This window comes from Moraxella sp. E33BD (assembly GCF_041807865.1).
In the GTDB taxonomy this organism is placed as follows: Bacteria; Pseudomonadota; Gammaproteobacteria; order Pseudomonadales; family Moraxellaceae; genus Moraxella; species Moraxella haemolytica.
The window spans coordinates 1-13,013 of the sequence record NZ_JBGTZD010000005.1 but is presented as its reverse complement, the minus strand read 5'-3'; the positions used below and the strand labels follow the sequence as shown (position 1 = coordinate 13,013).

At 41.0% G+C, this 13,013-nt stretch carries 10 protein-coding genes; 6 read left to right on the top strand and 4 right to left on the bottom strand.

The window, feature by feature from the left end:
* Positions 1-126: 126 nt before the first annotated feature.
* Positions 127-2,373, bottom strand: a complete 2,247-nt coding sequence (gene rnr / locus ACERC6_RS03780) for a ribonuclease R (protein WP_373627809.1) — start codon at positions 2,371-2,373, stop codon at positions 127-129.
* 95 nt (positions 2,374-2,468) lie between these two features.
* On the opposite strand from rnr, the gene rimI reads away from it, so the two are divergent.
* On the top strand, positions 2,469-2,954 hold the full coding sequence (gene rimI / locus ACERC6_RS03775) for a ribosomal protein S18-alanine N-acetyltransferase (protein ID WP_373630504.1): 486 nt from the start codon (positions 2,469-2,471) through the stop codon (positions 2,952-2,954).
* 81 nt (positions 2,955-3,035) lie between these two features.
* Here the strand turns inward: rimI and infC are convergent, their stop codons facing one another.
* The 3 genes from infC to thrS all read right to left on the bottom strand — a co-directional run bounded on the left by infC (position 3,036) and on the right by thrS (position 7,082).
* Positions 3,036-3,533, bottom strand: coding sequence for a translation initiation factor IF-3 (infC, locus tag ACERC6_RS03770; protein WP_373627930.1), 498 nt, complete (start codon positions 3,531-3,533; stop codon positions 3,036-3,038).
* Between the two features lie 94 nt (positions 3,534-3,627).
* Positions 3,628-4,941 (bottom strand): ABC transporter ATP-binding protein, encoded by a 1,314-nt coding sequence (locus ACERC6_RS03765; RefSeq protein ID WP_373627806.1) that lies wholly within the window; start codon positions 4,939-4,941, stop codon positions 3,628-3,630.
* Positions 4,942-5,147: 206 nt separating this feature from the next.
* Positions 5,148-7,082: a threonine--tRNA ligase gene (gene thrS, locus ACERC6_RS03760; RefSeq protein WP_373627805.1), complete on the bottom strand. Its 1,935-nt coding sequence runs from the start codon at positions 7,080-7,082 to the stop codon at positions 5,148-5,150.
* Positions 7,083-7,366: 284 nt separating this feature from the next.
* Between thrS and ACERC6_RS03755 the strand changes: the two genes are divergently transcribed.
* The 5 genes from ACERC6_RS03755 to ACERC6_RS03735 all read left to right on the top strand — a co-directional run bounded on the left by ACERC6_RS03755 (position 7,367) and on the right by ACERC6_RS03735 (position 12,558).
* A complete protein-coding gene (locus tag ACERC6_RS03755) occupies positions 7,367-8,314 on the top strand; it encodes a metal ABC transporter substrate-binding protein (RefSeq protein ID WP_284674024.1) in 948 nt (315 codons plus the stop codon).
* A 398-nt stretch (positions 8,315-8,712) separates the two neighbouring features.
* Complete coding sequence (locus ACERC6_RS03750) at positions 8,713-9,738, top strand: metal ABC transporter ATP-binding protein (protein ID WP_373627803.1); 1,026 nt, start codon at positions 8,713-8,715, stop codon at positions 9,736-9,738.
* Positions 9,731-10,606 carry a metal ABC transporter permease gene (locus tag ACERC6_RS03745; protein WP_373627801.1) on the top strand — a complete coding sequence of 292 codons (876 nt, stop codon included), beginning with the start codon at positions 9,731-9,733 and terminating at the stop codon, positions 10,604-10,606. The genes ACERC6_RS03750 and ACERC6_RS03745 overlap by 8 nt, the downstream gene beginning before the upstream one ends.
* 50 nt (positions 10,607-10,656) lie before the next feature.
* Positions 10,657-11,478 (top strand): metal ABC transporter permease, encoded by an 822-nt coding sequence (locus ACERC6_RS03740; RefSeq protein ID WP_373627799.1) that lies wholly within the window; start codon positions 10,657-10,659, stop codon positions 11,476-11,478.
* Positions 11,479-11,547: 69 nt separating this feature from the next.
* Positions 11,548-12,558, top strand: a complete 1,011-nt coding sequence (locus ACERC6_RS03735; RefSeq protein WP_373627798.1) for a low specificity L-threonine aldolase — start codon at positions 11,548-11,550, stop codon at positions 12,556-12,558.
* Positions 12,559-13,013: the final 455 nt, after the last annotated feature.

The window sequence follows — 13,013 nt, the reverse complement described above, 5'->3', positions numbered from 1 at the left end:
GAGTTTTCCTGTATGGTCGTAGCGTTCAGCTTTGGTGATTTTGCCGTGTTGATAAAGTATTCGACTCATCGTTGTGCCTGTTTCATGATGAATACTCCAATGACTTTTACGGTTAGGTTGAGTGGTTTAGGATTTTTTCTTTTTAGCTTTACTGGTTTTGGTTTTTTTGGGTGTTTTGTCCGTCTTTTCTACCAATGCAAAGTCCACCTGCAACAAATCCATATTCACGCCAGCAACCTTAATCAAAAGCTGTTCGCCCAATTTAAAGATACTACCACGCTCGCCAATGAGTGCTTGCTCTCGCTCATTGTATTCATAATACTCAGCTGATAGATTTGAGATATGAATTAGCCCATCGATAAATAGATCATTGAGTGTGATGAATAGCCCAAAATTTGTTACGGTGGTGATTGTTCCCATAAATTCATCACCCAAGTGCTTTTGCATATAATGGCACTTCAACCATGCCTCTACATGACGGCTTGCCTCTTCAGCACGGCGTTCGGTAATGGAAGTTTGTTCACCTGCTTCATCTAAGGTTTTATAAATCGTGTTTTTAGATTTTTTTCCTGTTGTTTTATCCTTAATGGCTCGATGGAGCATAAGGTCGGGATAACGGCGAATTGGACTGGTAAAATGGCTGTATTCATCATATGCCAAACCAAAATGACCGATATTATCAGGGCTATAATTTGCCTGCATCATAGAACGCAGTAGCATAGAGTGAATGCTTTGGGTATCAGCTCGTCCTTCGGTCGCCTTGATGACTCGTTGATAGTCGGCATGACTGGGTGATTCATCAGGGAAGGATAAGCCAAAGGATTTAAGATATTCAGAAAGTTTGGCGGATTTTTCATCGGATGGCTTGTCATGGTTGCGATACAAGGCAGGTAAATCGTGTTTAAGAGCAAAATTTGCCCCACAAGTATTAGCAAGTAGCATCATCTCTTCAATGAGTTTGTGAGCATCGCCACGAGTGCGTTTTTTGATGTCTTTAATGTCGCCATCTTTGCCAAAGACGATGTAACTTTCCGCTGTTTCAAACGCCATTGCACCACGCTCGGTACGCTTTTTATCCAAAATTTGATAAAGTTGATACAGGGTATCTACCGATTTACACACAGCAGGGTTCTTGACCAAATCATCAGGCAAGGTCTCATTGGTAGGGTCGTCAAAATAAGCATTTACTTGATTATAAGTCAAGCGAGCTTGCGAATGCATGACAGCAGGATAAAACTCATAGCCTGTTACCTTGCCTGCTTTAGATAGCTTAATATCCGCCACCATACAAAGGCGATCTACTTTGGGGTTGAGTGAGCATAGACCGTTAGACAGTACCTCTGGGAGCATGGGAATTACACGGTGGGGAAAATACACGCTTGTGCCACGCTCATAAGCATCTATATCAAGAGGCGACTGGGGGGTTACATAGTGGCTGACATCAGCGATGGCAACCACCACACGGTAGTTGCCTCCTGCCCGTTTGCACGCATAGACCGCATCATCAAAGTCTCTTGCATCCTCGCCATCAATCGTGATGAGTGGTAAATCTCGCAAATCCACTCGCCCTGCACAATCTGCCACAGTTGGCTCACCATAGCTGTCTGCTTGTTCTAGTGTAGCTTTACTAAACTCAAACGGTATGCCGTGATTTAGTAAGGTGGTCTCAATGATTAATTCACGGTCGTTTAGGTGGGTTAGAACCTCACTGATTTTGCCTGTGGCGTATTCTTGATAAGTGGGCATATCAATAATTGCCACTTTGACGCTATCGCCCACACCCACGCCAAAGCGTGCCACCTCATCATCGGTCAGTGTGATGGGTTGATGACTATTTGCTCCTGATAACTGAACAAAGTAGCCGTCATCATCACGCTGTATGATACCAACAAACTCAGTACTGGCTCGGCTGATGATGTTTGTAATGCGAGCCTCTGGTTTGCCACGAAATTCGCTTGCCACAGCCTCTACCACATCACCATCAAAGACCACACGCATTTGTTTTTCATGGACAAATAAGTCGGGCATGCCATCTAGTGTGATAAAACCAAAGCCTTTAGGATTGGCGATGATTCTGCCCGTTATGGTGGTAGGTAAGGGTGCAATGCTAAAATGAATGCCATCAGTGCGTTCTAATTGCTTGTCTCTTAGCATTGCTTTTAAGCGGTTGGTTAGGGCAAAAAATCTCTCTTCGTCGCCCAAAATTTCAAAATGTAGTCCCAAACTTTCCATTGTGGCAGGTTTGCTGTCGTTATTTAATTGGGCAATGGTTTGTAGGATAAGCAGGCGTGAAGGAATGGGGTTTTGGTATTTATTTGCCTCATCGTGGGCATTGGGGTCGTTCCAGATAGGTGTTGTTTGATTTTTTTTCATAAACTTCTCATCAAAATTTTTACAATTTTACTAAAAATAAAATAGATTTTCGTTTATCATATCACACTTTTAAGGGAAATTTTTAGTTAAATATGATGGCTACAGTATTTCAAATTGATGACGCACGCCGTGCTGAGCAGGGTGGTTATGTCAGTCAAATAGCTCGCATTGAGCGTGAGCTGTTTTTTGATGCTTGGGACAGTTTGTCGGTCTGCTCAATGCTGTCGCAGTTTGGGGTTGGGCTTTTGATCGCATTGAATGATGAAGATGAAGTGGTGGGTTATTTGATTTATCAGATTATCTTTGAGGTGGCGGAGGTCTTACGCATTGCGACAGATATTGGTTTTCAAAAACAAGGCATGGGCAAGATGCTTCTTGATGAGTTTGATGTGTTGTGCAAGGATAAGGGGGCGGAAAGAATACTGCTGGAGGTGAAAGCTGATAACACCTCTGCAATACGCTTATATACAAGGCAGGGTTTTCATCAGATAGATGTTAGAGTGGGCTATTATAAAGATGAATGGGGAGTGGTTGATGCTTTAATCATGCAAAAGGAGTTGTCATCAGCCGAGTATCAATAACCATCAATATGAAAAAATGGCATAAAAATAGCAAGAGTAAATATTCTTGCTATCTATGCTCTTTTGCTAAAGCATGGTCGGTTATTTCTTTTTGGCAGGACCTAATAGCATGCCCATTTGACGACCTTCAACTTTAGGGGCTTGTTCCACAGTTGCTACTTCTTCGGTGTCTTTGATGATGCGTTCTAGCTGAGCCTTACCAATTTCTTGGTGAGCCATCTCACGACCACGAAAACGGATAGAAACCTTGACTTTGTCTTTATCTTCCAAAAATTCCACAATCTTGCGTAGCTTAACCTGATAGTCTGCTTCTTCGGTGCCTGGTCTAAGCTTGATTTCTTTAACTTGGGTTTGCTTTTGGTTCTTTTTGGCTTCTTTTGCTTTTTGTTTTTGGTCGTACAAATAGCGTTTATAATCCATAATTTTAGCAACGGGTGGCTTGGCATCAGGGACGATTTCAACCAAATCCAGTCCTTCGTCGCTGGCGGCTTTTAAAGCAGTTTTTAAATCTACCACACCCAATTGCTCGCCATCTTCTTTGACTAAGCGAACTTCTTTGGCACGAATATCTTCATTGATATTTAAACGGTTTGACGGTTTAATGATGGTTACTCCAAAAATAAAAAATCACCCCATTATACTTAAGCAATAATAAAATTGCAAGAGTTTTGTCCTAATGTCGGACTTCCACCACCAATGTACTTGTTGCGATTTCATCAATCAATTCATCAAGGGTGGCTTTATTTTCTTTGTCTAGGTTGGCGTCCCATTCATCAAGAATGATGACATCGACATCGTTTTTGTGATTTTCAATCTCAATCAGCTGTGAAAATAATTTTTGACCGGTTGATTTGTGATCATTTTGACGAAAAAACAAATCATGACTGACAGGCAGATAAAAAGCCCTGCCTGACAACCGTGTCTTTAAGTGTAGCAACAGACTGCTTTTGCCAGCACCATTACACCCCCTAATCGTCATTCTGCCAGTTGTTGGCAAATCACTCAGATCAAACTCGCTTAGTGGAATGTCGTTGATAACCATCTGCTGAAAATCAATCCTGCTTAATACATCGACATCAGGTGCATTTAAAGAATGCTTCAAGCCAGTCAATTTGGCTTTGATGCTAGAAAAATTGGTCTGATGAAAAACAAGTGCTTGCCCCATTTGCAGAAGCTGGATTTGTCTTGGTAGTGTCGCCACCAACAACGCCAAAAATACATAATCTTCATGATTTTGAATGAACAGATACGAAACAAAACACAGTACAGGTAGCATGAACAATATCATGCCAAGACTTGAAATCAGATGATTGAACGATTGGTTGGCGACTTGAAGTTTTTTTGAGCGTTCAAAATGATGTCGGTAAATTTTAGTAAAAATGCCCATGTTATATCGATTAAAAATGACGACATGGTCCCAGATTCTATTTAAGGTGGCGATGAAAGAGATTCTGGATTTTTGAGACATGGTGGACAGTTTTGATATGTTCTTTTGATGATAAAAAATAAACATCTCCACAAGCAAAAACCCACAGACATAAGCCATCAGTAGGTAACGATCGAGAAAAAATCCCAAAATCAACACATTGATTGATAAGTTTAAAATCAATGCCACACCATCAAAGATGAAATCAAGCGTGTCATCAATCACAGATTTACCCTCTTGGCTGACAAAGACCGTACTTTGGGCTTTTAATTGTTTGTCGCTTAACAAAAAAGTTTTGCCACAAAAGATCTTAACAAATCTTTGCACATAATCATCTAACAACTCAAATTTTGACTTTTCCAAATAAACACTTGCCAAATAAGCAGGAACATACACAACGACCAATGACACAACGAAGCCAATCAAATTGATCAAAAAGTCCTGATGTTGAGCGATGTCTATGGCAAGCTTGGCAATGAAATAGGTGGATAAGCCGACAATCACTTGTTGTACGACCAAAAACGCAAGCGAGATGTATAATGATGGGGTGATGATTTTCATAACAAAGAATAATAAAGCCACTTACTGATATATCTACTCACCGTATGTGACTGGTTAATAAAAAAGCATGATTTAAAAATAAAGCTATTTTTTAAATCTGTAAGGATTTGATTGAGATTTGGAGTCTTTGTGAACACTCAAATCAAGTGTTAATTTAAAAAATCTACCCAAAATTGCCTTTGGATGGATTTTTTAATTAAGCCAAATTATTCGCTATCTGCCTTCGGCTCAATTCTACCTTTTTGCTCAATCGCTGTATCCAACACTTTGATAAAGTCATCAAGCGACATACTACCTAGATTCTCGCCTTCACGAGTGCGGACATTGACCGTGCCACTTTCTACTTCTTTATCGCCTAGAACTAGCATAAACGGAATGCGTTCAAGGGTGCGTTCACGGATTTTAAAGCCAATTTTTTCGTTACGCAAATCACCAATGGCACGGTAACCTTTGTCGTTTAAGGTTTTAACAGTGTCTGCCACAGCATCGGCTTGCTTATCTGTGATATTCATTACTACGATTTGTTGAGGGGCAAGCCATGCAGGGAACCAACCTGCATAATGCTCAATCAAAATGCCAATAAAGCGTTCAAATGAACCTAAAATCGCACGGTGAAGCATCACAGGACGGACTCGCTCGCCTGTTTCGCTGATGTATTCTGCCCCTAGTCGATCAGGTAGGTTAAAGTCTAGTTGGAGTGTGCCACATTGCCACACACGACCCAAGCAGTCTTTTAGGCTAAATTCAATCTTAGGTCCATAAAACGCTCCTTCACCCTCTTGTAGCTCCCATGCAAGTCCTGCAGTATCAAGAGCATCTGCTAGGGCTTTTTCAGCATCGTCCCACAGTGCATCCGCCCCAACTCGTTTTTCTGGGCGAGTGGAGAGTTTCATTTGTACTTCATCAAAACCAAAATCTTTATAGACGGCAAGAGTGAGTTTAATGAAGGCTTGGGCTTCGTCTCGGATTTGTTCATGCGAGCAGAAAATATGGGCGTCATCTTGCACAAAGCCACGCACACGCATGATGCCATGTAGTGAGCCTGATGGTTCGTTACGGTGGCACGAGCCAAATTCGGCAAGGCGTAGGGGCAGATCACGATAGGACTTTAATCCTTGATTAAATACTTGCACATGACAAGGGCAGTTCATTGGTTTGACAGCGTAATCTCGTTTTTCGCTTGATGTGGTGAACATCATTTCGCCATAATTTTCCCAATGTCCAGATTTTTCCCACAGACTTCTGTCCACGACTTGTGGCGTTTTGATTTCCAGATAGCCGTTGTCTTTTTGTACTTTACGCATATATTGCTCAAGCACTTGCCATACCGTCCAGCCATTGGGATGCCAAAACACCATGCCTGGTGCTTCTTCTTGCAAGTGAAATAAATCAAGTGCTTTGCCGATTTTGCGATGGTCTCGTTTTTCGGCTTCTTCTATGCGTTTGATGTAAGCGGCAAGTTCTTTTTTGTCCGCCCATGCCGTGCCGTAGATGCGTTGCAACTGCTCGTTTTTAGCGTCGCCTCGCCAATACGCACCGCTCATTTTGGTCAGTTTGAATGCCTTTAAAAAGCGAGTATTAGGAACATGTGGTCCACGACACATATCAATGTATTCTTGATGGTAATACAGTCCCATCGCCGTCTCATCTGGCATATCATCAATTAAGCGAAGTTTATATTCTTCGCCACGAGCCTTGAATACTTCAATGACCTCATCTCTTGGGGTCATTTTTTTGATGACATCATAATCTTGATTGATAAGCTCATGCATGCGAGTTTCAATCACTCCCATATCCTCTTGGGTGAAGGGCTTATCGCTATAGATGTCATAATAAAAGCCATCTTCAATCACAGGTCCTATGACCATTTTAACTTCTGGAAACAGTTGCTTAACAGCGTGTCCTAAAAGGTGAGCACACGAGTGGCGGATGATTTCTACGCCCTCAGCGTCTTTTGGCGTAACGATTTGTACGGTCGCATCTTCGGTGATGGGATCGCATGCGTCCACAAGTTTGCCATTTACTTTGCCTGCAACGGTGGCTTTGGCAAGACCTGCACCGATGGATTGAGCGATGTCCATGACGGTTGTTGCACCGTCAAAGTGCTTGACATCGCCATTGGGAAGGGTGATTGCGACCATAAGAGTACTCCTAAAATTGGCGTTGGCAGTGATATTTGCTACCATCAAATATTTGACCGCTACCAGTGGATTTTAAAAAAACAAAAAGATTTATCTGGTTTGCTAGATAAAAAGAGCTATTATAACAAATTTTTGAATAATAAAAACAAGGGATCTTGATATACTGCTGATGTCATCATGATATGCAATCACTTGACTAATTAAATAAAAACAGTTATTATTATCATATACAATGTTATCATTAAGAGTGCAACAAATTCAAACAACTTAAAAAAAGAGGATATATGATAAATAACAGCCTAAAAAAAATGCTCCCTGCATTCATTGGCTCGGTACTACTATTAACCGCTTGCGGTGCTGATAAGCCTGCTGAACAAAGCAAGGATACCTTGTCTGTTCAAAAGGATAAAATGATGGTTGTAACGACTTTTACCATCATTGCTGACATTGCCCAAAATGTGGCAGGAGATGTGGCAGATGTTGAATCTATCACCAAAGCAGGGGCAGAGATTCATGATTATGAACCGACCCCAAAGGACATTGCTAAGGTTAAGGAGGCGGATTTAATCTTGCATAATGGCATGAATTTAGAACGCTGGTTTGATAAATTTTACCAAGATGCCAAAGATACGCCTGAGGTGGTTGTTACCGAAGGCATCACGCCCTTGATGATTAAGGCTGGTTCTTATAAGGATTTGCCAAATCCGCACGCTTGGATGTCGCCAACCAATGCACTGATTTATGTAGAAAACATCAAAAATGCTCTGATTGCTCATGACCCAAAAAATAAAGATATTTATATTAAAAATGCCGAAGTTTATCGCCAAAAAATCAAAGCATTAGATGAACCGCTACGTGCTAAATTTGCAAGCATTCCAAAAGCTCAGCGTTGGCTAGTAACAAGCGAGGGGGCGTTTAGCTATCTTGCAAAAGATTATGGGCTTAATGAGGCGTATCTGTGGGATATTAATGCTGAACAGCAAGGCACTCCTAAGCAGGTCAGAACGCTCATTGAAACCATCAAAACTCACAAGATTCCTGTGGTGTTTAGTGAAAGCACCATCAGTGACAAACCTATCAAGCAAGTCGCTAAAGAGACAGGTGTTTCTTATGGTGGCGTGCTGTATGTTGACAGTCTGTCCGAGCAGGGTGGTAAAGTGCCAACATACCTTGACCTATTAGATGTAACAACTTCTACCATTGTGCAGGGTTTTGATAAGGCAAAAAAATAGCAAAACAATTCTAAAATTTGGCAGGATAGTAGTCTTGCCAAATTTTTTGTAATTTTGGATATTTATCGGTACAATAATCATGATTGGATTGAAAAATGCCCGATGATCTATAGCATTGTTAATTTATTGAGCTATTAGATGATTAAGTGTGTTTTGATTGATTTTTTCAATCAATAATCTTATTTTAAATAAATTTTAAAAAGTCAAACTGGTGGTTTAAAATATAAAAACCTTATTTCTGTTAGGGTTTTTTATATTTGAAAAGTTGCCAGTTGCAGTCTTTTGATGCTTTTTTTAATAAAAGAATATCGTCATTATTCTTTTTTGATTTAACAAACATGACAATCGCCGTTATGCCTGTTGCCATATTTGTTAAATTAACTGTTTTTTAATGATTTATGGAAAAAATTTCTCGTTTGGTTGCCAGTATTGATGTTAAGGCGTTAAATGTCCGTTATACCAATGGGCATCACGCTCTTGATGATGTTAACTTCACCCTAATAGGTGGTACGACTTGTGCTTTGGTCGGCGTTAATGGTTCTGGTAAGTCCACATTGTTTAAATCCATTATGGGGTTGATTAAACCTCAGACAGGGCAGATTTTGCTCTGCGGTATGCCAATTCACCAAGCCCTAAAACGAAATTTGGTCGCTTATGTCCCTCAAAGTGAGGAGGTGGACTGGCAGTTTCCTGTGTCAGTTTATGATGTGGTGATGATGGGTCGTTATGGCTACATGAATTTTTTGCGATTGCCCAAAAGCATTGATAAGCAAAAAGTGGCGGACGCTATGGTAAGAGTGGACATTAGCCATCTAAAACACCGCCAAATCAGTGAGTTGTCTGGCGGTCAAAAAAAACGAGTATTCTTAGCAAGAGCACTCGCCCAAGAAAGTCGGGTTATCCTATTAGATGAACCATTTACAGGCGTGGATGTCAAAACCGAAAAAGCAATCATGGCATTGCTAGATGATTTGCGAGCTGAAGGGCATCTGATTTTAATCTCAACGCATAATTTAGGGACGATTCCAGAGTTTTGTGATCAGGTGGTAATGATAAATCGTTCCATTGTGGCAGAAGGGGCAACCAAAGACACTTTTACCCAAGAAAATCTAGAAAAGGTTTTTGGTGGCGTATTAAGGCAAATTCGTTTATCTGGCAAGGATTTGCATGATGATGACGATAATCGCTCAGTAACGATTTTGGCAGATGATGAAGTCCCAGCGGTGTTTTATGGTATTCAGCAAGGCACGCCAGAGAGTGTCCACTGCACCGCCAGTGAGATGAGTCAAGCAAGTCAGGCGAGCCGTATTGGTCAGGTAAATATGAACCTGCCCAAAAAACCCAAAAACGACGGCGTGCAACTATTTAACCCTAAGGCGAACACAACCATATCATCAGTGACTCAAGGAGAGAATCGTGATTGAATTATTCTCCTTACTGACTGAGCCTTTTGCTTATGAATACATGCTTAAGGCAATGGCGTTGTCATCATTGGTTGGTGGGGTGTGTGCATTGCTATCTGCTTATCTTATGCTCAAAGGCTGGTCGCTTATTGGTGATGCTTTGTCTCATGCGGTTGTACCTGGTGTGGCGATTGCGTACGCATTGGGGTTGCCTTTTGCGGTGGGAGCATTTTTTTCGGGCATTTTGGCGGCTTTATCAATTTTATGGGTAAAGTCTTTAACTCAGCTTAAAGAAGATGCGGTCATTGGTTTTATATTTACTGCTTTTTTTGCTTTAGGACTGTTCATCATCTCTATCAGCCCCACCCCAGTTAATGTCCAAGAGATTATCTTTGGCAATATTTTGGGTATTTCTGATGGGGATATGATACAAGTTGGCATTGTCATGGGCATGGCACTTGTTTTTTTACTCATTTTTTGGAAAGATTTGCTTGTGGTCTTTTTTGATGAGATTCATGCTAGGTCGGTGGGGTTATCCCCAAAAGTTTATCAGGTGCTATTTTTTATTTTATTGTCAGCTTGTGTGGTTTCGGCCTTGCAGACAGTGGGGGCGATTTTGGTCATTGCGATGGTGATTACGCCAGGAGCAACCGCTTATCAACTGACCGACCGTTTTGCATCCATGCTGTTGATTGCAGGGTTTTTGGGGGTGATGACAGGTGGCGTGGGTGTGTATTTGAGTTATTATCTTGATGGGGCGACAGGTGGGATTATTGTGTGTTTGCAGACTTTGGCGTTCATTTTGGCTTTTTTGTTTTCGCCAAAGTTTGGTATCATTACTGAGCGACTAAAAAGAAAAAAAGCCCAACAAAGTGCGATACACGCCTAAAGTTTACCTAATTAACCAATTTTATTGTATAGCCTGATGACATCATGCCAATGCTAGATTTATTAACCAGTCCGCTTACCCATGCTTTTATGCAGCACGCACTCATCTCGGCTTTGGCAGTGGGGGCGGTGTGTGCCATTTTATCCTGCTTTGTGGTATTAAAAGGGTGGAGTCTTATGGGGGATGCCATCAGCCATGCTGTATTTCCAGGTGTGGTTGTGGTTGCTTGGTTAGAATTGCCGATATTACTCGGAGCGTTTATGGCAGGATTGCTTTGTGCGACTTTAGTGGGGTTCTTAAAGAATAATACTCGCATAAAGGAAGATACGCTCATGGGGATTGTTTTTGCAGGGATGTTTGCATTAGGTCTTGTGATGTTTACCAGAATTGACACTGACCAGCATTTAAAACATATTTTGTTCGGCAATCTTTTGGGTATTGATAAGGCTGTTCTTATGCAGACCCTTGCCATCTGTGGGGCAGTGCTGTTTGTGGTGCTATTAAAAAGCAAAGATTTACTACTGTATTCATTTGACCCACATCATGCAAAAGTGGCGGGATTATCGCCTAAGTTCTTGCACTATGGATTGCTTATCTTATTATCCGCCACCATTGTGGTTGCCATGCAGGCGGTGGGCGTTATTTTGGTGGTGGCAATGCTTATTTCACCAGGGGTTACCGCCTTTGTGCTGTGCAGACGCTTTTATACCATGTTGGCTGTGGCTGTGGCAAGCTCTTGTTTGACAAGTTTTTTTGGTGTCATCATTAGTTTTCACTTAGATTCAGCGACAGGGGCTACCATTGTATTATTGCAGGCACTGGTATTTATATTAGCGGTAATATATGCTAAGTTAAAACAAAAGCGTATCTAGCAGTAACTTGCCCCAATCAACTGCTTCTTAAGAAAATTAGTACACGAAACAGAAGTATAAGGAACTTTCATGAGAAATTTTGCATCGGACAATTATTCAGGGGTGCACCCAAATGTCATGCAAGCACTGGCTGCTGCCAATATCGGACATATGCCGGCGTATGGTTATGATGAATATACCGATTCTTTACAGCAGATTGTCCGCCAGCATTTTGGCGATAAAGCTCATGCTCTACCAGTATTTAATGGGACAGGGGCAAATGTAGTAGGGCTGCAATCCCTTAACCTGCGTTGGGGTGCGGTTATTTGTGCTGAGTCAGCACACATTCATCAAGATGAAAGTACTGCTCCGCAGGTTGTGGGTGGATTGAAGCTTTTAGCAATCCCAACAAGTGATGGTAAGCTTACCCCAGAGTTGATAAGGACGCAGATGTATAATATCGGCAGTGAGCACAGAGCTCAGCCGAGTGTGGTGTACATCAGTCAGACAACCGAATTTGGTACTTGTTATACGGTTGATGAAATTCGTGCAATTTGTCAGGTGGCTCATGAGCATCAGATGAGAGTTTTTGTTGATGGAGCAAGGTTGTCAAACGCAGCAGCTTACTTGGGCGTTGGTTTTCAAGAGATGATTTTTGAAGCAGGTGTGGATATGGTATCGTTTGGTGGCACAAAAAACGGACTGATGATGGGCGAGTGTCTTATCACCTTTGACGAATCGTTAGCACAGTCGCTAAAATTTCTTAGAAAAGTAGGGCTACAGACCGCATCTAAAATGCGTTTTATCTCAGCTCAGTTTATTGAGCTGTTAAGCAATGATTTGTATCTGCATAATGCTAAGCATGCTAATGATATGGCGACTTTATTAGCGGATAAATTAAAGGAGCTTGATATCAATCCAATTTACCAAGTGCAATCAAACGGCGTATTTGTCAAACTCTCAGAAAAGGCTGTTAAATACGCACGCCAAAAATATGCCTTTTATGATTGGGATACTCAAGGAGTGGTGCGTCTGATGTGTAGCTTTGATACCACAAAAGAAGATGTTGTAGATTTGGTTAATTTAATCAGGCAAAATTAGTTTTATAGTATTATATTGATGGCATTATATAGAGCTAACATCAAAAAAAACAGAAGGAATCTTAAGCAAAGTGGCTTAAAATTCCTTCTTAAATTGAAGTACTTGATAACAGTTCATTGTGATGAATCAATGGTTTGTTAAAAGAATACTGATTTTTCAACAAAAAACCCCAACAAAATCAACAACCTAAAAAATTAATTAACTTTTTTCAAAAATACCTATTGACCTTAGATGATTTCCCTGTATAATACGCACTCATTCGAACGATGGTTGGTTACAAAACATCAACAAACAACAAGTTTGAAACCAAATATAAAAGCAAGCCAAAGCAAGCCTTTTTAATCTGAAAATTGTCATTAAAAACAAATTTCAAAAATATTTAAAAAAACGCTTGACACCACAAAATAATGTGATAGAATGGTTAGCCTTGATTGATGATGCAGACGATGCATCAC